This window comes from Kribbella sp. NPDC051586 (assembly GCF_044453965.1).
Taxonomy (GTDB): domain Bacteria; phylum Actinomycetota; class Actinomycetes; order Propionibacteriales; family Kribbellaceae; genus Kribbella.
In genome coordinates this window covers 1,204,834-1,224,691 of the sequence record NZ_JBITDF010000001.1, presented here as the reverse complement: position 1 = coordinate 1,224,691, position 19,858 = coordinate 1,204,834, and the positions used below count along the sequence as shown (strand labels likewise).

General features: G+C 68.2%; 21 protein-coding genes. 11 read left to right on the top strand and 10 right to left on the bottom strand.

What is annotated here, in order from left to right:
• Positions 1 to 22 precede the first annotated feature (22 nt).
• Genes ACIA58_RS06070 through ACIA58_RS06060 form a run of 3 tightly spaced genes read left to right on the top strand, consistent with a single transcriptional unit; the run spans position 23 to position 2,533 of the window.
• Positions 23 to 1,813: a type IV secretory system conjugative DNA transfer family protein gene (locus tag ACIA58_RS06070; RefSeq protein ID WP_396402481.1), complete on the top strand. Its 1,791-nt coding sequence runs from the start codon at positions 23 to 25 to the stop codon at positions 1,811 to 1,813.
• The gene (locus tag ACIA58_RS06065; protein ID WP_130443131.1) at positions 1,803 to 2,180 is read left to right on the top strand and encodes a DUF4913 domain-containing protein; all 378 of its coding nucleotides are present in this window, start codon (positions 1,803 to 1,805) and stop codon (positions 2,178 to 2,180) included. The genes ACIA58_RS06070 and ACIA58_RS06065 overlap by 11 nt, the downstream gene beginning before the upstream one ends.
• 8 nt (positions 2,181 to 2,188) lie before the next feature.
• On the top strand, positions 2,189 to 2,533 hold the full coding sequence (locus tag ACIA58_RS06060; RefSeq protein WP_396402480.1) for a YrdB family protein: 345 nt from the start codon (positions 2,189 to 2,191) through the stop codon (positions 2,531 to 2,533).
• Positions 2,534 to 2,537: 4 nt separating this feature from the next.
• On the opposite strand, the gene ACIA58_RS06055 is transcribed toward ACIA58_RS06060, so the two are convergent.
• The gene (locus ACIA58_RS06055; RefSeq protein ID WP_396402479.1) at positions 2,538 to 3,296 is read right to left on the bottom strand and encodes a hypothetical protein; all 759 of its coding nucleotides are present in this window, start codon (positions 3,294 to 3,296) and stop codon (positions 2,538 to 2,540) included.
• Between the two features lie 42 nt (positions 3,297 to 3,338).
• Positions 3,339 to 4,661, bottom strand: a complete 1,323-nt coding sequence (locus ACIA58_RS06050) for an MATE family efflux transporter (protein WP_396402478.1) — start codon at positions 4,659 to 4,661, stop codon at positions 3,339 to 3,341.
• A gap of 340 nt (positions 4,662 to 5,001) precedes the next feature.
• Here ACIA58_RS06050 and ACIA58_RS06045 point away from each other — a divergent pair, with 340 nt between their 5' ends.
• Positions 5,002 to 8,136 carry a replicative DNA helicase gene (locus ACIA58_RS06045; RefSeq protein ID WP_396402477.1) on the top strand — a complete coding sequence of 1,045 codons (3,135 nt, stop codon included), beginning with the start codon at positions 5,002 to 5,004 and terminating at the stop codon, positions 8,134 to 8,136.
• Here the strand turns inward: ACIA58_RS06045 and ACIA58_RS06040 are convergent, their stop codons facing one another.
• On the bottom strand, positions 8,137 to 8,670 hold the full coding sequence (locus tag ACIA58_RS06040; RefSeq protein WP_396402476.1) for a helix-turn-helix domain-containing protein: 534 nt from the start codon (positions 8,668 to 8,670) through the stop codon (positions 8,137 to 8,139).
• 47 nt (positions 8,671 to 8,717) lie between these two features.
• On the opposite strand from ACIA58_RS06040, the gene ACIA58_RS06035 reads away from it, so the two are divergent.
• Complete coding sequence (locus tag ACIA58_RS06035) at positions 8,718 to 9,707, top strand: alpha/beta hydrolase family protein (protein WP_396402475.1); 990 nt, start codon at positions 8,718 to 8,720, stop codon at positions 9,705 to 9,707.
• Here the strand turns inward: ACIA58_RS06035 and ACIA58_RS06030 are convergent.
• Positions 9,685 to 10,707, bottom strand: coding sequence for a hypothetical protein (locus tag ACIA58_RS06030; protein ID WP_396402474.1), 1,023 nt, complete (start codon positions 10,705 to 10,707; stop codon positions 9,685 to 9,687). The genes ACIA58_RS06035 and ACIA58_RS06030 overlap by 23 nt on opposite strands.
• Positions 10,708 to 10,753: 46 nt before the next feature.
• Between ACIA58_RS06030 and ACIA58_RS06025 the strand changes: the two genes are divergently transcribed.
• On the top strand, positions 10,754 to 11,371 hold the full coding sequence (locus tag ACIA58_RS06025; protein WP_396402473.1) for a TetR/AcrR family transcriptional regulator: 618 nt from the start codon (positions 10,754 to 10,756) through the stop codon (positions 11,369 to 11,371).
• Between the two features lie 39 nt (positions 11,372 to 11,410).
• Here ACIA58_RS06025 and ACIA58_RS06020 read toward each other — a convergent pair whose 3' ends face one another.
• Positions 11,411 to 12,043: a MerR family transcriptional regulator gene (locus tag ACIA58_RS06020; protein WP_396402472.1), complete on the bottom strand. Its 633-nt coding sequence runs from the start codon at positions 12,041 to 12,043 to the stop codon at positions 11,411 to 11,413.
• A gap of 85 nt (positions 12,044 to 12,128) precedes the next feature.
• Here ACIA58_RS06020 and ACIA58_RS06015 point away from each other — a divergent pair, with 85 nt between their 5' ends.
• Both ACIA58_RS06015 and ACIA58_RS06010 read left to right on the top strand, forming a co-directional pair.
• Complete coding sequence (locus ACIA58_RS06015) at positions 12,129 to 12,632, top strand: hypothetical protein (protein ID WP_396402471.1); 504 nt, start codon at positions 12,129 to 12,131, stop codon at positions 12,630 to 12,632.
• Complete coding sequence (locus tag ACIA58_RS06010; protein WP_396402470.1) at positions 12,629 to 13,030, top strand: hypothetical protein; 402 nt, start codon at positions 12,629 to 12,631, stop codon at positions 13,028 to 13,030. Before ACIA58_RS06015 ends, ACIA58_RS06010 begins: the two co-directional genes overlap by 4 nt.
• Before the next feature lie 4 nt (positions 13,031 to 13,034).
• Here ACIA58_RS06010 and ACIA58_RS06005 read toward each other — a convergent pair whose 3' ends face one another.
• The gene (locus tag ACIA58_RS06005) at positions 13,035 to 13,994 is read right to left on the bottom strand and encodes a helix-turn-helix transcriptional regulator (protein ID WP_396402469.1); all 960 of its coding nucleotides are present in this window, start codon (positions 13,992 to 13,994) and stop codon (positions 13,035 to 13,037) included.
• Positions 13,995 to 14,061: 67 nt separating this feature from the next.
• Here ACIA58_RS06005 and ACIA58_RS06000 point away from each other — a divergent pair, with 67 nt between their 5' ends.
• On the top strand, positions 14,062 to 15,333 hold the full coding sequence (locus ACIA58_RS06000; protein ID WP_396402468.1) for an FAD-binding oxidoreductase: 1,272 nt from the start codon (positions 14,062 to 14,064) through the stop codon (positions 15,331 to 15,333).
• Between the two features lie 10 nt (positions 15,334 to 15,343).
• On the opposite strand, the gene ACIA58_RS05995 is transcribed toward ACIA58_RS06000, so the two are convergent.
• Genes ACIA58_RS05995 through ACIA58_RS05985 form a run of 3 tightly spaced genes read right to left on the bottom strand, consistent with a single transcriptional unit; the run spans position 15,344 to position 17,308 of the window.
• Entirely contained in the window at positions 15,344 to 15,739 is a 396-nt protein-coding gene (locus ACIA58_RS05995; RefSeq protein ID WP_396402467.1) for a RidA family protein, read from the bottom strand.
• Positions 15,740 to 15,761: 22 nt separating this feature from the next.
• Positions 15,762 to 16,196, bottom strand: coding sequence for a protein-tyrosine phosphatase family protein (locus tag ACIA58_RS05990; protein ID WP_396402466.1), 435 nt, complete (start codon positions 16,194 to 16,196; stop codon positions 15,762 to 15,764).
• A 35-nt stretch (positions 16,197 to 16,231) separates the two neighbouring features.
• A complete protein-coding gene (locus ACIA58_RS05985) occupies positions 16,232 to 17,308 on the bottom strand; it encodes an ABC transporter ATP-binding protein (protein WP_396402465.1) in 1,077 nt (358 codons plus the stop codon).
• Positions 17,309 to 17,503: 195 nt separating this feature from the next.
• On the opposite strand from ACIA58_RS05985, the gene ACIA58_RS05980 reads away from it, so the two are divergent.
• Complete coding sequence (locus ACIA58_RS05980) at positions 17,504 to 18,067, top strand: ArsR/SmtB family transcription factor (protein WP_396402464.1); 564 nt, start codon at positions 17,504 to 17,506, stop codon at positions 18,065 to 18,067.
• Complete coding sequence (locus ACIA58_RS05975; protein ID WP_396402463.1) at positions 18,060 to 18,890, top strand: SRPBCC family protein; 831 nt, start codon at positions 18,060 to 18,062, stop codon at positions 18,888 to 18,890. The genes ACIA58_RS05980 and ACIA58_RS05975 overlap by 8 nt, the downstream gene beginning before the upstream one ends.
• Here the strand turns inward: ACIA58_RS05975 and ACIA58_RS05970 are convergent.
• Positions 18,887 to 19,807 carry a LysR family transcriptional regulator gene (locus tag ACIA58_RS05970; RefSeq protein WP_396402462.1) on the bottom strand — a complete coding sequence of 307 codons (921 nt, stop codon included), beginning with the start codon at positions 19,805 to 19,807 and terminating at the stop codon, positions 18,887 to 18,889. The two genes, ACIA58_RS05975 and ACIA58_RS05970, sit on opposite strands and share 4 nt — an antisense overlap.
• Positions 19,808 to 19,858: the final 51 nt, after the last annotated feature.

Here is a 19,858-nt window from a genome sequence, read left to right as displayed (position 1 = left end):
AGGCTTGTCGCCCGAGTCGATCATGATCTTCGTCGCCGTCGGTGTGCTGGCGCTGGTGGTCTTCTCCCTGTGGGGCGCACTGAAGATCGCGGGCGCGATCAACGGCACCGGCGTCGCCGGGAACCCGTTCGAAGCGGTCGTCGATCTGGCCAAGGGCAATGCCGAGTGGTCCGGCGCGGCCACCGGCGTCCTGATCATCGAGCTGGTGGTGCTGTTCGGCCTGGTCGGCACCGGCTTCTGGTACTTCCGGAACCGCCAGCAGTCGGTCGGCCGGGTCGACCGGCAGGCCCAGCTGATGTCGAAGCGGTCCGAGATCTACAAGCTGACCCGCGAAGGCGCGCAGGAGAAGGCGAACCAGCTCGGCGCCGGGCACGCGGGTCCGGGCATCCTGATCGGCCGCACGGTCCGGGACAACCTCGAGGTCTTCGGCAACTGGGAAGACATGCACGTCGACATCTGGGGCCCCCGAACCGGTAAGACCACCTCGCGCGCGGTGCCGGCGATCCTGGACGCGCCCGGCTGCGTCATCGCCACCTCCAACAAGCGGGACATCGTCGACGCGACCCGCGGGCCGCGCTCGGACAAGGGGCCGGTCTGGGTGTTCGACCCGCAGGAGGTCTGCGAGGAGCCGAACACCTGGTGGTGGAACCCACTGAGCTACATCACCGACGAGACCAAGGCGCGTGAGCTGGCCGAGCACTTCGTCGCCTCGCAGCGCCAGGTGGGCGCCCAGACCGACGCCTTCTTCGATGCCGCCGGCACCGATCTGCTGGCCGGTCTGCTGCTCGCCGCCGCGGTGGCGAAGCGCCCGATCACGCAGGTCTACAGCTGGCTCGCCGACCAGCGCAACGACGAGCCCGAGCGGATCCTGCGCAACACCCCGGGCCTGCAGCTGTCCGCGGACGCGCTCTCCGGCGTCATCAACGCGCCGGACAAGCAGCGCGCGGGTGTGTACGGCACGGCGCAGCAGAGCGCGCAGTTCCTGGTCAACCGCAAGGTCACCCGCTGGGTGATCCCGAGCGGGCCGAACGACAACCGCCCGCAGTTCAACCCGCACGAGTTCGTCCGCAAGGGCGGCACGCTGTACAGCCTCTCCAAGGAAGGCGCCGGTACGGCGGGCCCGCTCGTCACCGCGCTGACGGTAGCGGTCGTGGAGGCGGCGGAGCAGTTCGCCCGTGGCTGCCCGATGGGCCGCATGCCCAGCCCGCTGGTCGGCGTCCTGGACGAGGCGGCGAACGTGTGCCGCTGGAAGAACCTGCCCGACCTGTACTCGCACTTCGGTTCCCGCGGCATCGTGCTGATGACGATCCTCCAGTCGTGGGCGCAGGGCCAGGAGTGCTGGGGCGACCACGGCATGCAGAAGCTGTGGGGCTCGGCGAACATCCGCGTGTACGGCGGTGGCGCGGCGGACGCGTCCTTCCTGGAGAACCTGAGCAAGATGATCGGCGACTACGACATCAACTCGAGCTCGGTGTCGTACAACGAGGGCAAGCGCGGCACCAGCTCGCAGGTCCAGCGGCACAACATCATGGAGGTCTCCGACCTCGCGTCGATGCCGCCCGGCCGCGCGGTCGTGTTCCCGTCGGGTATCCCGGCGACGCTGGTGAAGACCGTGCCGTGGTTCACCCGGCCCGACGCCGCTGCGGTGAAGGCGTCGCTGGCGAAGTACGATCCCGGAGCGGCTGCGAACGTTCCGGTGAGCAACAACCCGTGGGTGTCCGCCGGCACCGGCGGCCAGGCGCCCCCGCCGCAACGCGGCCCGGACCGACCGGTCTGGGAGCAGAACGAAGGGGACAACCGAGGTGGATGGTGAACAGGAGCTCTTCTATCCACACGTCGCGGCGTTCGTCGAAGACCGGCTGATCTACCTCTACACCCGGCGGCTCGGGCAGCAGTTCGTCTGGTGCCCCGAGTGGTACCGGCACGCGGAGGCACTCAGCCGGCTCGACTCGATCTGGCGTGCGTGGGAGCACCTGCGGCTCGACCCGGCGACCGGGATGTCGGTCTGGTGGCGTGACCACGCGGACCCGCACATGATGGCGCTGCTCGACCCGGACGGCCCGTTCGCCGCCTGCCGGAACAACGTCCACACCGACTACCCGATCCCGCCGCTGCCGGTGCAGGAGCCGCCGGCCGGGCTGTTCTTCGACCAGCGCCAGCCGAACATCCGCGGTATCTGAGATCGACTGTGTTCAATCTCTGGAAGTGGGGCAACCTGCTGCTGGCGTTCCTGGTCGAGCTGGTTGCCCTAGGCATCTTTGCCTGGTGGGGCTGGGACGCCGGCGGCACGACACTGACCCGATGCCTGCTGGCCATCGGGCTTCCGCTGGTGACCGCGGTGGTTTGGGGACTCTTCGCAGCACCGACCGCCACCCGTGGTACGCCGGTGGTGCGGTGGATCGTGAAGGTGCTGGTGTTCGGCCTCGCGGGTGCCGCCCTGTGGAGCCTGGGGCACCCGCTGCTCGCCGTGGTGTTCGTCGTCGTGGTCGCGGCGAACCTGCTGATCATCCAGACGCAGAAGCTGCAGCCCTAGCGCGCTACAGGTCGAGGTCGAGGCCGTCGTTCTGTTGCTGCGGCTTCCTGCGCTGAAGGTTCCGCTGCCTGCTCTTCGGTCCGCGGACATGGCGGCGGGCCTGGGGGAGCTGTGCCTCGGGGGTTTCACCGGGCGGCGTACGGACGGCCTCGACGGCGTCGGGCTGCGCCTGGCGAGCCTCGCGACGGTGCTCCTGCGCAGACGCGTCGTACCCGTCGGCGATGCGGTCGTCGGACTCGGCCCGCCGGGCCTCGATGCCACTGGCCCGCTCGTCGCGCCGGCCCCTGGCGGCCAGCTCGGCCGAGCCGTGCTCATCGGGGTACGCCGCTGCCTCGTCGAGCTCGTGCCGGCCGCGAGCGAGGTCGCCGGTGGACCGTTGCGTCTCGGTCGTGGCGTAGCCGCGGTACCGGTCGCGGGCGGCCTCGTCGGCGTACGCGAGCTCGAACGCGCGCGTGGTCTCCGCGGTGGCGTCGAGGAGCTGCTCGCGGTCGCGGAGCTCGTCCAGCTCGTGCTGCTCCGCAGCGGCGAGCTCGAGACGCTCGGCATGTGCCGCCTCGTCCTCTTCCTCCACCTGGAGGGCGTGCTCCTCGTCCGCTCGACGCTCTACGTCCTCGTCGGCCGTCAGATCGGCGACTGCATGCCGGTCGGATTCGGCTCGCGCCCTCGTGGCACGCCGCTCACTCGCGGCCTCAGTGTCGTCGTCGCCCTGCTCCCGTTGCACGGGGTCGAGCTCGACGGACTGGTCGTCGTCGGTGTCGGGCATGCCGCTCCTCTCATTCCCGCTCCACGATGCCGCACCGCAGGGTCAGCGGGTAGCCCCGGTGACCAGCCAGCCGTCGCGGCGCTCGCGGGTGGTCAGAGTGAGGAACCGCAGCAGCATGTACCCGCCGAATGCCCACCAGAGCGCCACGATCCCACCGCCCAGCCACAGCACGGCCAGCGCGAGCGGTACGTACAGCACGAGCGCGACGACCCCGGCCGCGGCGAGGTACCGTCCGTCGCCCGCACCGATGAGCACACCGTCCAGGACGAACACGACACCGTTGACCGGCTGCCACAGCGCGGCGACGATCAGGACGGCCGCGAGCGTACGACGTACCTCGGGATCGCTGGTGAACCACGGGACGTAGATGTCGCGCAGCCCCCACAGCGCGAGGCCGCCGATCAGACCGGAGAACAGGCCCCACCACATCATCCGCCGAGTAATCGTGCGGGTGCCTTCGACATCGCCGGCGCCGAGCGAGCGACCGGTGAGTGCCTGTGCGGCGATCGCGATCGCGTCCAGAGCGAGGGCGAGGAACGACCAGAGTGTGAAGGCGACCTGGTGCGCGGCGACCGACGTCGTACCCAGTGCCGTCGCGACGAACGTGAGCAGAATGATTGCCGCACGCAACGTCAGCGTCCGGACGATCAGCGGCACGCCCATCTGCGCGGACGCGAGGATGCCGGGGCGGTCCGGCCGAAGTTTGGCGCCGTCGCGGCGGGCGCCGCGGACGACGACCACCACCAGCGCGACGCCCGCGCCGGTCTGTGCCAGCGCCGTACCGAGGGCGGAGCCGGCGATGTTCAGGCCGATGCCGTAGACGAGCAGGACGTTCAGGCCGATGTTCGCGAGGTTGGCGGTGATGGCGACGACCATCGGGGTCCTGGTGTCCTGCAGCCCACGCAGTACGCCGGTCGCGGCGAGCAGGAGCAGCATCGACGGGATGCCGAAGCAGGAGATCCGGAGGTACGTCACTGCGTAGTCAGCCACCTCGGGCGACGGGTCGAACGCCGCGATCGCCTGCGGGGCGAGCGCCAGACCGAGGAGCGCGAGTACGACGCCGAGCAGCAGCGCCAGCCAGAGTCCGTCGATGCCCTGCGCCAGCGCGCCCTTGTGGTCGCCCGCACCGATCCGGCGCGCGACCGCGGAGGTGGTGCCGTAGGCAAGGAACACACAGATGCCGACGAGGGTCTGCAGGATGGTGCCGGCGACGCCGAGCGCGGCGAGTTGCGGCGTACCCAGGTGGCCGACGATCGCGGAGTCCGCGAGCAGCATCAGTGGCTCGGAGACCAGGGCGAAGAACGCCGGAACGGCCAGCCGCAGGATCTCCCGATCCTGCTCGGCCGCCCATCGTCTGCGTCTCACCGGAGCGAGGTTACCCACGTGGGGTGGGGACTCAGGAAATTCGTCTCAGACTTTTTCTTCTCCACAGTTGTGCACCGAAGAAACCGCAGGTCAGAGCGATGTTGTGCAGACCGGTCCACAGATATCCACAGGGTTGTTCGCAACCTGTGCACAGCCCTTCACGGAGTTTCCCACAGCTCGTCCACACCCCCTGTGGACGGCCAGGTGGCTTTGGGTGACGGGAGCGGCGTACGGTCGCGAAGCCTGCTGCCGGAAACTGTCGGCGGGCCGGGCTACGGTTCGATCAGGTGTTCGAACCGGCCGCACCGGCCGGGTGGCGGCGACGAGGAGGTCGGGCGAAGTGAGCGTGGCGGAGTTCCGCGGGGGCCAGGACGGCGGCCACGAAGAGCGCAGTCCGGAGATGGGCTTCGACCGCACCCCACCGCAGGACCTGGCCGCCGAGCAGTGCGTGCTCGGCGCGATGATGCTGAGCAAGGACGCGATCGCCGACGTCATCGAGACGCTGCGCGGGACGGACTTCTACCGGCCGGCGCACGAGAGCGTCTTCGACGCGATCACCGACCTGTATGCGCGCGGTGAGCCGGCCGACGCGATCACCGTCGCCGCCGAGCTGAACCGGCGCGGCGAGATGGCCCGGATCGGCGGCGCGCCGTATGTGCACACCCTGGTCGCGTCCGTCCCGCTCGCGGCCAACGCCAGTTACTACTCCCACATCGTCCGGGAGAAGGCGATCCTGCGCCGCCTGGTCGAGGCCGGGACCAAGATCGTCCAGCTCGGGTACGCCGGCGAGGGCGAGGTCGACGATGTCGTCGACGAGGCGCAGGCGGAGATCTACTCGGTCACCGAGAAGCGGACCGCCGAGGACTACGCCCCGCTGAAGGACATCATGGAGGGCACCCTCGACGAGATCGAGGCGATCGACTCCCGTGGTGACGCGATGGTCGGCGTGCCGACCGGGTTCACCGACCTGGACGAGCTGACCAACGGGCTGCACCCCGGCCAGATGATCATCGTCGCCGCGCGTCCCGCGATGGGCAAGGCGCTCGCCCTCGACACCGCGCTGCCGACGCCGACCGGCTGGACCACGATGGCCGAGGTCGCGGTCGGCGATCAACTCCTGGACGCAGAGGGGCTGCCGACCACGGTGGTCGCGGCGACCGAGGTGATGGTGGACCGGCCGTGTTTCCGGCTGTCGTTCTCCGACGGCAGCACGATCGTCGCCGACGCCGAGCACCAGTGGCGCGTCGAGGATGGCGGCCGCCCGGTGATCTGCACGACTGCCGACCTGTACACGGCGATGTCAGCGAGTCCCGGACTGACACCGCCGATCCCCGGGTCGTCGCCGCGGCAGATCACCGGGCACGGCTACCCGGCCGCGCTGTTCGGCGAGGACGAGCGGCGGCTCGAGTGGGTCGACCCGGTCGACAGCGTGCCGGTGCGTTGCGTCGAGGTCGACAACCCCGACCATCTGTACCTGGCCGGCAAGACGATGATCCCGACCCACAACTCGACGCTGGGTCTGGACTTCGCCCGCTCCTGCTCGATCAGGCACGGCCTCACCTCGTGCATCTTCTCGCTGGAGATGAGCCGCAACGAGATCACCATGCGTCTGCTCTCCGCCGAGGCGAAGGTGCCGCTGCATCACATGCGCAACGGCAAGATGACCGACGAGGACTGGGCCCGCCTGGCCCGCAAGATGGGCGAGGTCTCCGAGGCCCCCCTCTTCATCGACGACTCGCCGAACCTCACGATGATGGAGATCCGCGCCAAGGCCCGCCGCCTCAAACAGCGCCACGACCTCAAACTCATCATCATCGACTACCTCCAGCTGATGACCTCGGGCAAGAAGGTCGAGTCCCGCCAACTCGAAGTCTCCGAGTTCTCCCGCTCCATCAAGCTCCTCGCCAAAGAACTCGAACTCCCCGTAGTAGCCATCTGCCAGCTGAACCGAGGCTCCGAACAACGCTCCGACAAACGCCCCATGGCCTCCGACCTCCGTGAATCGGGGTGCCTGACCGCAGACACCCGGCTGATGCGGGCCGACAACGGCGCGGAGATCTCGCTCGGTGAGCTGCTCGCGACAGACGCTCGCGACGTTCCGGTCTGGTCGCTCGACGACCGGCTGAAGCTGGTGCCGCGCACTCTGACGCACGCCTTCCCGAGCGGGGTGAAGGAGGTCTTCCGGCTGAAGCTCGCCTCCGGCCGAGAGATCAAGGCCACGGCGAACCACCCGTTCCTCACTCACGACGGGTGGAAGCCGCTGGGAGAGCTGTCACCCGGAGCGAGGCTGGGATCGCTCCGGCACGTCCCGGCGCCGCTCGACGTGACGCCGTGGGACGACGACGAGCTCACGTTGCTTGCTCACTTGCTCGGTGACGGATCCTTCGTGAAGCGACAGCCGATCCGCTACGCGAGCATCGACGAAGCCAACCTGGCCGCGGTCGATGAGGCGGCTCGGCGCCGCTTCGGCATCACCCCGATCCGCGACGAGTACGCCGCCGCGCGGGTCACCACGCTCCGCCTGCCCGCGCCGTACCGACTGGCCCGCGGCAAGCGCAACCCGATCGCCGCCTGGCTCGACGGCCTCGGTCTGTTCGGGCTGCGCAGTCATGAGAAGTTCATCCCGTCCGGCGTGTTCGCGCTTCCCAAGGAGCAGGTCGCCCACTTCATCCGCCACCTCTGGGCCACCGACGGCTCCGTCCGTTGGGACGCGAAGGCCGGCCAGGGTCGCATCTACTACGCAAGCACCAGCCGCCGCCTGGTCGACGACCTGGCCCGCCTCCTCCTCCGCCACAACATCTTCAGCCGGATCAAGACCGTGAAGAAGACTGGCTACCGCGACGCCTACCACTTGTACATCTACGGCGCCGAGAACCAGCTGCGGTTCTGCGATGGCATCGGCGTCCACGGTCTGCGTGGTTTGAAGGTGCTCGAGGTTGCGACGGCTCTGCGCGATGTGAAGAGCAACACGAACCTGGACACCGTGCCGAAGGAAGTCTGGTCCAAGGTCCGGGAGGTCCTTGCCGCACGCAACGTCTCGCACCGCGAGTTCGCCGCCGCCATGAGCACCCAGTTCTCCGGCTCGACGATGTGGAAGCACGCGCCGAGCCGTCAGCGCTTGGCGAAGGTCGCAGACATCCTCGACGACGCCGACCTCGAGGTCCTCGCCACCAACGACATCTTCTGGGACACCATCACGACGATCGAAAGCCTCGGCGAGCAAGAGGTGTACGACGCTACGGTTCTGGGCACCCACAATTTCGTTGCCGAGGGCATCGCTACACACAACAGTCTGGAGCAGGATGCCGACGTTGTGATTCTGCTTCACCGTGAGGATGCTTACGAGCGGGAGTCGACTCGGCCCGGTGAGGCTGACTTTATTGTTGCCAAGCACCGTAATGGGCCTACTGCCGATGTCGTCGTGGCGTTCCAGGGGCATTACTCGCGGTTTGTGGATATGGCGCACGACGGGTGATCAGTGCGGGTCCTCCGGGGCGGGTAGGAGGACGTGGTAGGCGACTCGGCGGCGGCGGTTCTTGGTGGGTTTGTTGGTGAGCCGGGCGCGTAGCAGCGCCGTGAGGTCGCTGAGGAAGTCGGCGTACTCGGCGTCGGTCAGCCACATCGCGCCTACGCGGTAGTCGGCGCCGTCGTGGCCGGGGGCTGGGTGGTGGGCCAGATAGCGGTCGAAGTCGCCCAGGAGGCCGGCGATGTAGGCCATGAAGGCCTGGGTGTGGTCGTCGAGAGACATCGCTTCGACCTCGTCGGGCTGTAGCCGTGCGGCCAGCAGGCGCAACGTGTACGTCTTCTCGACGCTGCCACGACCCTGCCGCTCGGCGACGACCTGCAGTACGCCTGCCTTGGTGAGGGTCGCGATGTGCCGGTACAGGCTGGGCGTCGGTACGTCGTCGAGCTCGGCGGCGATCTGCGCCGTGGTGAGGGCGCGATCTCCCAGGAACGTCTTGACGATCCGCAGCCGCACCGGGTGCAGGAGAAGATCGGCGCTGCTCACCTGCTTACCGTACGACATTGTTCTCAATTCTGATAACATTCTGGTCCATGACGGCACATGAGGTGTCCTGGGAGCTCGACGGCATCACGATGTACGGCACGCTGGTCAGGCCGGACGGCGCCGGCCCGTTCCCCGCCGTCGTGCTGGTGGCCGGCAGCGGACCGACCGACCGGGACTGGTGCTCCCCGCTCCTGGCCGGCAGCAACGGCAGCGGCCGCCTCCTCGCCGACGCGCTGGCCGAGGCGGGCATCGCGTCACTGCGGTACGACAAGCGCGCGTCCGGTCCGCACGCGGCCGAGAACGTTCCACAGCTCATCGGCAAACTCAGCATGCAGTCGCACCTCGACGAACTGGTGGCCGCGGTCGCCACCCTCGCTGCCCAGGAGTACGTCGACGCCTCGCGCATCGTCGGACTGGGAAACAGTGAAGGCACTCTCCACGTGCTCCACTACGCGATCACGCCGCAAGACGTCGCCTTCGCGGGCCTCGTGCTCGCTGCACCGCCGGGTCGGCCGCCGCGGGACATCCTGCTGGCCCAACTCGCACTCCAGGCCACCCAGTTGCCCAACGGCGACGAGCTCATGGACCTGGTCCGCGCCGCAACCGACCGCTATGAAGCAGGCCGGCCGATGGAAGCCGACCCGCAGCTACCCGAGCAGGTCAGGATGGTGCTGGCCAGCTTCGAGACGCCGGCCAACCTTCCCCTCGCCCGGGAGCTGTGGTCCGAGGCCGCTACTCGCTCCCTGTCGGAGGTCAAGATCCCGACGCTCGTGCTCATCGGCGCTCACGACCTGCAGGTCGACCTGCACGCTGACGGCGAACCGTTGCAGGCGGCCGCCGCCGGCATGCCGAACATCAGCTTCGCCTTCCCGCCGAACGCCAACCATGTCCTCAAGCACGAGACCCGCACCGCGGCGGAAGTCATCGCGACCCCAGGCAACGGCTACAACGCCGACGGCACCCGCCTGGACCCCGAAGCGCTGCAAACCATCCTCAGCTGGTTCAGGACGGCGGTCAGCGGATCCCGAAGATCTTGACGAACATGTTGGTGTCCAGGAGCGTGTGCGGGGCGATGGCGTGGTACGCCCAGACGTGCGTCCAGGCGTTGGCTGTGCGGATCGTGATGAAGGCCTTGAACATCCCGGGCCCGGTGTAGAAGAGCAGGACGAACAGCACCGACAGCAGTGCGTCGACCGGCGAGCGGAAGGACGTCCAGCCGTCGAAGACGTGCAATGCGGCATAGGTGAGACCACCGAGAATGACCGAGGCTGGTACGGACCCGGTCAGTTTGAGGTAGCGCGGCGTCAGTACACACGCGACGAACACCATCGTCGGCAGGACGGTGCCTGCGAAGGACAGCAGGAACGTGAGCGGTGCGCCGATCAGAATCTGCCGGCCTGTCAGGTGGAGGATCGCGGCGTTGAGTGACAACTGGACGGTGGATTCGATGACAAGGACGACGATGACGACGAGCAGGTCGGCGCGTCGGTCGGCCGAGCGCAGGTTGAGCTGCTCCCGGGAGTAGCGGCGACGGAAATAGATGAGTGGCAGGACGGCGTACGCCGTGAGGTTGTAGGCGGCCCAGGTGATGGCCTCGACCGGCACCACCGGCTGTCCGGTCCGCACGACCATTCCGTCGAGGTGGAAGCCGATGGCGTGCCAGCCGAGGCCACGACCGAGCAGGTAGCCGCCGGCCATCGCGAGAAGCCCGTACCCGATCATGAGTCTGGTCTCGCGGGCCGCGACTGCCTGGCTCGGCACTCTGCTCGCGACATCGGGGACAACGCGGCGACGCGTCAGCAGTTGGACGATCGCCATCAGGCCGAACACCTCCAGGAACATCAGGTCGGTGCGCGCGATGACTCCGGGCGCCGGGGGATCGGCGAGCGTGGACGCGTGGAACGGAAGGTGGCCGCCGCCGATCGCGAGGAGGGCGAGATTGGCCGATGCCCACCCGGCCGCGCCCAGCCAGAGGCTGCCGCGACGGAGCAGGCGCGTCGGCGGGTCGATCACCTGGGAGTCCTCGGCTCGGGTCATGCCGGCGACTATACGAGTGTATGGTGCATCTGTATAGTACGTTCGTATGAGCCCACGGACGGCGGTCGCGCCGGAGCCCCTGAAGGACCGGTTGATCGCGGCGGTCCTCGCCATCGCTGCCACCCGCGGCATCGACCAGGCGACTATGCGCGAGGTCGCCAAGGAGGCCGGGGTGTCGGTGGGTAGCGTGCAGTACTACTGCCGCACCAAGGACGAGATGCTCCTGATCGCCTGTCAGCACGTGGTGGACCGGATCATGAAGCGGGGCCAGGCGGTACCTCGGGACGGTTCTGTCGGCTCCGCGATCCGCGCGTACGCCGTCGAGTTCCTGCCGCTCGACGACGCCCGGGCAGCCGAGCAGCGGGTTTACCTCGCGTTCGCCGCCCGCGCGTCGGTGACTCCGGCGCTGGCCCAGATCCAGCACACCCTGACGGCGCGACTCCGCTCGGACTGCGCGGCTGCGTTCCGCCTTGCCCGGGAGCGTGGCGAAGGCCACGGAGAGTTCGACGCCGAAGCTGCCGCCCGCGCCACGGTGGCGATCATCGACGGACTCGTCCTTCACCTGTTGACGGACCCGGCGGGGATGTCAGCGGCTGAAGCGGTGGAAGTCCTCGACAGTCATCTGTCCCGATATGTCGACATCGGCCGCGAAGCCACGGATTGATCGCCGCGGTCCGTCCTGGGTGACCGTCGCCGGCGCTGATCAGCGGCTCTTCCAGCGGTCGGCGGAGATCGACTCCTGGGCCAGTAGGCGCAAGGAGGAGATGAGGGTTTCGCCGAGGATGGTGCCGATGACAACAGATTCGGCGAGTTGGTCTCGGGTGGGGTTGGCGGTGACGGCGTCGATTTCCAGGGTGGTGAAGCGTTCGACGGCTTCGGCGTAGGTGTCCAGGTGGGCGGCCAGGGTGGGCTGGCCGAGGGTGTGCAGGGCGGCGATGGTGTCAATGAGGGTGGCCAGGGCGGGGGCTTCGGGGTCGACCGTCCAGCCGCGGGTGGCGATGAGGTCGGTGACCTGGGCGGTCGCGGCGGCTCGGGCTTCGTCGGTGGCGGTGAGGCGGCGGGTCGGGGTGAGGGCGCGGTGGGCGCGGCCGATCTGTTCGTGCAGGGGTTCGGTGTCGGAGTCGAGTGACTCGAGGATCTCCTTGACCTGAGCCACCGGGACCTGGGCCAGCTCGATCAGGGCGCGGATCAGGCGGAGCCGCCGGAGGTGCGCCTCGCCGTACGACGCCTGGTTCGGGCTGCTGAGTTCGCCGGCGGGCAGCAGGCCCTCGCGCAGGTAGTACTTGATCGTCGGCACCGGTACGCCGGCGGCCCTGCTGAGTTCCCCGATTCGCATTTCCCTTGCCTTCCTGTCGCCTGTGATGGATAGTATCAGTATCCATAAACGGATACTTCAACTATCTATTAAGGAGGCGACCAGGATGATCCCCCTGGTGCTGATCCTCGGGACGCTCGGGTTCCGGGCGCTGGGCGCGCTCGGGGTGCGGCGGTTCGTGACCTGGCCGGCCGCTGCCGCGCACGCGATGGCCGTGATGCTGCTGTTCACCGCGAGCGCGCACTTCGTCCCGGCCGATGTCACAGTGATGCCCAACCACGCCGACATGGTGCGGATGGTGCCGCCGTTCCTGCCGTACGCCGACGCGCTCATCTACCTCACCGGCGTACTCGAGCTGCTCGGCGCCGCCGGCCTGGTACTCACGGCGACCCGCAAACCAGCCGGCTACGCGCTGGCCGCTCTGTTCGTGGCACTCCTCCCGGCCAACATCCACGCCGCGGTCGCGCATGTACCGTTCGCCGGCGGCGAGGCGACCCCGCTCTGGCAGCGCATCCCGGAGCAGATCCTGTACCTCGCCGTCGCGCTCTGGGTGGCGCGTACGGCGCACCTCCGCACCACCACTCCAGTCAAAGAGAGCGTGCACGCATGACCGACCACTCCCGGACCATCGCCGGCGTCATCCTGCTGACCATCGTGACGATCCAGTTCGGTGGCTACTTCATGACCAAGATCGTCCGCGGCCAGGTGCCGATGACCGGATTCCAGAAGTCGTTCGCGCGGGCCGGCCACGCCCACGCCGGCGTACTGGTCATCCTCAGCCTGGTCGGACTCCTGTACGTCGATCAGACGAGCCTCACCGGGTTCTGGCTGTGGGTCGCGCGGCTGGCGATCCCGATCGCGGCCGTCCTCATGTCCGGCGGATTCTTCGCCTCGTCGGCCGGCAAGGACCGCACCCAGCCCAATCAGTTCCTGTGGGTCCTGTGGCTCGGCGCAGCGTCCCTGGCGATCGGCGTACTGACGCTGGGCATCGGACTGATTGTTGCCTGAGGCATCATCCGAAGGACTGCTTCAGGCGCTCGCCCACCCGGGCGATCAGCGCAGCCGTCTCCGGCGTCGCGTGGTCGACGACAAAGGGACCGAGCGCCGCGATCGCGGCCACCTGCGTCAGCAGCATCGCCGATGTGTCCACGCTGAAGCGGACGACGCACGATGACGGGTCGACCGGCTCGACGATCCCGCGGACCACACCCTCGAACGTCGCGGAGACGGTGGCCGCGGGGGCCTGCACGGTCAGGTGGACCGAGTGCTGGTACTGCGCCGAGGTGAACGACTCGACCAGATAGGTCGGCGCGTCCGGCGCCGGAAGCACCCGCGGGGTGAAGCGGTGCAGCGCCGGCGCGACCTCGGCGATCCGGTCGACCCGGAAGATCCGCCAGTCGTCGCGCCCGGGATCGAAGGCGAGCAGGTACCACCGCCACCCCAACGTCAGCAGCTGATGCGGCTCCACCCGGCGGCGAGTCACCGAACGCGCCCGGCCGTCGTAGTCGAAGGCAACGATCTCGTGGTTCCGGCAGCAGCGCGCGAGGACCGCAAGCACCCCGGGTGAAACCTGCGGTATGCCGGGCCGCGGGATCGCCTCCGCCGACGAACCGACCGCGGCGAGCTGCGGCCGCAGCCGCGCGGGCAGGACCTGCTCCAGCTTGGCCAGCGCGCTCATCGAACTCTCCGCCATCCCGCTCACCCCGCCGCCGGCCGCGCCGACCAGACCGAGCGCGACCGCGATCGCCTCGTCGTCGTCCAGTTGGAGCGGCGGCAGATGCGTTCCGGATCCGAGCCGGTAGCCGCCCGCGGTGCCGGTCGTTCCGATGACCGGGTAGTCGAGCGACCGGAGCCGGTCGACGTCGCGGCGTACCGTTCGCTCGGTGACGCCGAGGCGCTCGGCCAGCTCGCGGCCGGACCACTCACGGCGGCTCTGCAGCAGCGACAGCAACCGGAGCAGTCGGCCAGGCATCGTATTCATCATCACCAGAATGCCTTGAGGACAACATCTGTCCGCAAGGGCCTCTAGCGTGAGGTTCATGATGCTGACGACGACAAGCACGGGGTACGACGAGGCGCGCCTAGGCTTCCAGCGGCAGGACCCGCATCGGCCCGAGGTGATCTTCCCGGTCACGAGCACAACCGAGATCGAGGAAGCGGTCCGCTACGCGATCGACCACGACCTGCGGATCGCAGTACAGGCATCCGGCCACGGTCTGATCAAGGGCATCGACGGCGGCGTGCTGATCGCGACCGGTGACTTCAACGGCGTCACGGTCGACGCAGGCGAGAAGACGGCGTGGATCGAGGCCGGCGCGACCTGGCAGGACGTGCTCGCCGCCACCGCGCCGTACGGTCTCGCCCCGCTGTCCGGCAGCTCGCCCGGCGTCGGCGCGATCTCGTACACGCTTGGTGGCGGGCTCGGGCTGATGGCCCGGCGGTTCGGTTACGCCGCGGACCATGTCCGGCGGATCGAGGTCGTGACGACGGACGGCGTACGGCGGAATGCCGAGGAGGACCCGGAGCTGTTCTGGGCATTGCGCGGTGGCGGCGGGAACTTCGGCGTGGTGACGGGGGTCGAGGTCGAGCTGTTCGACGTGCCGACGCTGTACGGCGGGAGCCTGTACTTCGACCTCGCGGCAGATCCGACCGTGCCGGAGGTGTGGCGCGAGTGGACCCGATCAGTACCTGAGGAGGTGACGTCGGCGATCGCGATCCTGCCGATCCCGGACATCCCGCAGGTGCCGGCGCCGGTGCGTGGCAAGTACATCGCACAGGTTCAGCTGGCGATCCTCGGTGACGGTGGCGAGGACCTGATCAAGCCGCTGCGGGCGATCGGTGAGCCGGCGCTCGACACGGTGGGGGAGATGCCGTACGTCGACTCCGGGCAGATCTTCGCCGAGCCTGAACGCCCCGACAGCTACAGCTCCCGCAACGTCCTGGTGAGCGATCTCGACGCGCTGGCAACGCTGCCGGAGCTCGCGGGTCCCGGCGCGGAGAGGATGCATGTGATCGGCATCCGCCATCTCGGCGGTGCCCTCACGCGCGAGCCCGAGATCCCGAACGCGGTCGGTCACCGCGATGCGGCGTACTCGCTGACCGTCCTCACGCCGGGCAAGGCAGGCGGTGAGCAAACGATCCTCGAGCCGTGGCGGGCGTCGACGGTCGGCCGCTTCCTCAACTTCAGCTTCGCGACGCTGACTCCTGACGAGATTGCCGACGCCTACGACCCGGGCGACCACACCCGGCTCACCGAACTCCGTCGCCGCTATGACCCCCGCCGCCGCCTATGGGCCAACCACCAGCTCTGACGATCAACGATCACAGTGCTGCGGTTACGTCGATCTCGACGAGTTGGCCGGGGAAGCCGAGTTGAGCGACGCCGAGGAGGGTGCTGGCGGTGGTGAAGGCCGGGCCCAGGGGAGATGCGTTGAGTTGGGTCCAGACCGCGGACAGGTCCTCGCGGTCGGGGCTGGCGACGTAGATAACAGTGCGGACGACATCCGACGGTGTCGCTCCCGCTGACTCCAGCGCGGTGAGGATATTGGTGATCACCTGCGCGGTCTGGCCTTCCAGACCACCTGCGGCCAGCTCACCGGACGGCTGCAGCGGGCACTGCCCGGCCAGATAGATCAGTGTGTCCGCCTGGACCGTAGTGATGTGGTGATAGCCGGGGGTCTGGTGCAGTCCGCTGGGGTTGGTCCGCTCGATGCTCACGCCTCGAAGCCAACGCGAGAGCTCAGCCCCGGGTCAACAGATTTAGGACGTAGCGCTTCTGCCACGGCGTCTCCACAGCGTGCCTGTCGTAGTGGCGACGTACGTACTCGACCGCCTGGTCGGCAGGCACACCATCGAGTACGGCGAGACACGCGAGCGCCGTACCCGTCCGTCCCCGCCCACCGCCGCAGGCGAACTCGACCCGCCCGCTCCCGGTCCGCTCGAGCGCCTCGCGGAACATGACCAGCGCGGCAGCGCGATCCGTGGGCAGCCGGAAGTCCGGCCACTTGATCCAGTGCGTCTCCCACGGCACGTCAGGCGGCTCCGACCCGAGCAGGTAGACGCCGTACGTCGGAAACGGCGCTGCCGCCGGGCCTCGCCGCAGACCGCGTCCGCGGACGAGCCGACCCGACGGCAGCTCCATCACACCTGGTGCGTCCTTGTCCCAAAAGCCCACAAGGCAAAAACTACAAGCCGAAGGCGGGGGAAGGATCAACCTACAAGGCGCTCCTCCGTAGAAGTCGAGAAGAGGTGCAGCTTGTCGGGGTCCGGGGCGAGGTAGACCTCGGTGCCCTTGTCGTTGTGCAGGCGGGTGCCGATGCGGGCGATGATCTGCTGGTTCTCGGCGTGGTCCGCGGAGCCGTACAGGAAGGCATCCGAGCCGAGCTCCTCGATCACCGACACCTTGACCGGTAGACCCTTGTCGGACAGGTGCAGAGCCTCCGGCCGGACGCCGAGGGTCAGCGTCTTGTCGTCGCCGGCCTTGGCCAGCAGCTCACGGGCGATCGGTACGACGTAGTCGCCGATCTTCGCACCACCCTCGACGATCTCGGCGGTGATGAGGTTCATCGCCGGCGAGCCGATGAAGCCGGCAACGAACTTGTTGCGCGGCCGGTCGTACAGGTTCAGCGGTGTGTCGACCTGCTGCAGTACGCCGTCCTTCAGTACGGCGACGCGGTCGCCCATCGTCATGGCCTCGACCTGGTCGTGGGTGACGTAGACGGTGGTGACGCCGAGGCGGTGCTGCAGCTCGGCGATCTGGGTGCGGGTCTGGACGCGAAGCTTGGCGTCCAGGTTCGACAGCGGCTCGTCCATCAGGAACACCTTCGGGCTGCGCACGATCGCGCGGCCCATCGCAACGCGTTGACGCTGACCACCGGACAGGGCCTTCGGCTTGCGCTCGAGGTACTCCTCCAGGCCGAGCAGCTTGGCGGCCTCCATCACGCGCTTGGCGCGCTCGTCCTTGTGGATGCCCTGCATCTTCAGGGCGAAGCCCATGTTGTCGGCGACCGACATATGCGGGTAGAGCGCGTAGTTCTGGAACACCATCGCGATGTCCCGTTCCTTCGGCGGCGCGTTGGTGACGTCTTTGTCGCCGATGTAGATACCGCCCTCGTTCACCTCTTCGAGCCCCGCCAGCATCCGCAGCGCGGTCGACTTGCCGGAACCCGACGGGCCGACGAGCACCATGAACTCGCCGTCGGAGATGTCGAGATCGAGCTTGTCCACCGCGGGGAGGTCGGTGCCCGGGTAGACCCGGGTGGCTCCCTTGAACGAGACAGTTGCCATGTCGCGCTTCCTCTCCTTCGCCGGCAGGAACGTGCCGGACGATCCGTAGCAAAGGCCCCCAGGTCTTGGGTGTCTGGTTGTTGGTGATGCATCACCAAGCACTTCTTACAACGAGCGACCCTCGATTTACATTCCCCAGTGATGTAAATCTCGTGATTGACAAAAGAGATTTTTACGTACAAAGTTCTTTGTGTGATGAGAGACGTGATGCATCTGGAGCAGCTCGAGCAGGCGGAGGCCCTGTTCAAGCCGCAGCGGATCGAGGTGCTGCGACGGCTGGCCGAGCCGGCCACCTGCAGTGAGGTGGCCGAGCAGCTCGGCCAGACTCCGCAGCGCGTCTACTACCACGTCAAGCGCCTTGTCGAGGCGGGTCTGGTGACCCAGGTCGACGAGCGCAAGGTGCGTGGCATCCACGAGGGCATCTACCAGGCGACCGCCCGTTCGTACTGGCTGTCGCCGACGCTCGTCGGCCGGATCGGCGATCTGCGCCGGACCCGCGACGAGCTGAGCCTCGGCTACGTGCTGGACCTGATGGAAGAGGTCCAGACCGACATCGCCGCGCTGGATCGGTCGGCTCCGGAGCTGCCGTCCATCGGGGTGTCCGGTGAGATCCGGGTTCCACCGGACCGGCGGCGGGAGTTCTTCGAGGACCTGCGCGGCACGCTGCAGGACCTCTTCTCGCGCTACGGCGGCAGTGAAGGCGACGCCTTCAAGCTCGCCGTGGCCTGCTACCCCAAGGGAGATCAAGACCATGACTGAACCGCTTGTCCTGCAAGTGCGCGCCAAGGCCGGCATCGACGCCGTCCGGCAGGCGCTGACCGACCCCAAGGCTCTCAATCAGTGGCTCGGCGAGCACTCGACCGTCGACCTGCCCGGCACCTTCGAGTTCTGGGGCCGCTACATCCCCGAGGGCGACGCGCCGCACCAGCGCGTCGTCGGGTACGACGGAAGCACGCTGACGCTGGCGTGGACCCTCGGCGGCGAAGAGACCACCACCGAGATCACACTGAGCGCCGACGCCGACGACGCGACCATGATCAAGCTGTCGCAGACGCACTTCGACTTCGCGGACGCGATCAGCGGCGCGAACATCCGCGGCGTCCTGCAGACCTTCTGGTCGCTCGCGCTGGCCAACCTGGTCGACCACATCGAGGGGCGCGAGCTCACCACCCGGCCGGACTTCACCTCGCCCGTGTTCGAGGGCGAGGCGCTGATCGATGCGCCGATATCCGAGGTGTACTCGGCGCTGACCGAGTCCGAGAAGGCGTCGGCCTGGTTCGGGTTCCCGGTCGGCATCGACGCCCGGAAGGGCGGCCGGTTCGTGATGGGCGGCTTCGACGCCGGCCCGGGGGTCGAGATCGTCGACCTGGTCGAGGGCCAGAAGATGGCGATGGACTGGGGACCGGCCGGCATCAGCTCCTGGGAGCTCGCCGAGTCCGACGGGAAGACCCGGCTCACGTTCGTGATGAGCGGGTTCGACGAGTCCAACCCGCCGTACGGCGCCTGGACCGGCTGGCTCAGCGGCGTCGCCGCGCTGCGCCGGTTCGTCGAGCTGGACGACTGGCGGATCCGGGCCGACTAGAAGTACGGGCGGGTGTTTTCGCCGATCAGATCGAGCAGGGCGGTCACCGCCCTGCTCGGTCGTCGGCCGGCCGCCGTTGCCACCGACAACGTCCAGGTCAGCTCGGTGCCCGTGATCGGCACCTTGGCGACATCAGGCTCCTCGGCCAGCTCGATATCGGGCACCACCGCGACACCGAGCCCGGCTCGGACGTAGTCCGGAATCGTCATCAGTTCGGGGACCTCGACCTGAATCCGTCGCGGCCTCCCGATCGCGTCGAAGGCGCGATCGACCATCTTCCGGTTGCCGAAGCCGGGCGGCATGTCGACGAACCGCTCACCGGCCAGTTCCTCCAGCCGGACGGAGGGCATACCATACGGTTTGGTATGGCTGGCCGGGTCCAGCAGTGGATGCGACGCCGGCAGTAGCGCGACGAACGGGACGCTCGCGAGATCCCGGATGTCGAGCCCGTTCAGCTCGGGTTGAGGCAGCCCGAGCAGAGCGACGTCCAACCGACCATGTCGGATGTCGTCCGCAAGGCCGGTGGATCCGGTCGGTGAGGTGGCGACGTGGACCTCGACCAGCGGGTACTTCCGATGGAACGCGCCGAGGAGCTCGGCCATGTCGACCATGCTCAAGCGCGCGAGCGTCCCGATCCGGAGGTTGCCGCGAAGGCCGGTCGACGCCTCTTCGACCGCGGCCCGCGCTCGGTCGAGGGCTTCCAGCGCCGCCTTAGCCTCGGGCAGCAAGGCCTGCCCGGCGGTCGACAACATGACCCGCCGGGTCGAGCGATCGAACAGCGTCGTCTTCAGGTCGGTCTCCAGGGCCCGTACGGCGGCCGAGACAGTGGACTGCACCGTGAACAGCCGCTGCGCCGCCCGGGTGAAGCTCAGTTCCTCGGCGACGGCGACGAAGTACTCGAGTTGTCGGCTGTCCACAGCTCGAATTATCGGATCTGACGATAAGAGCGTGCAAGAACTTTCGTTGGA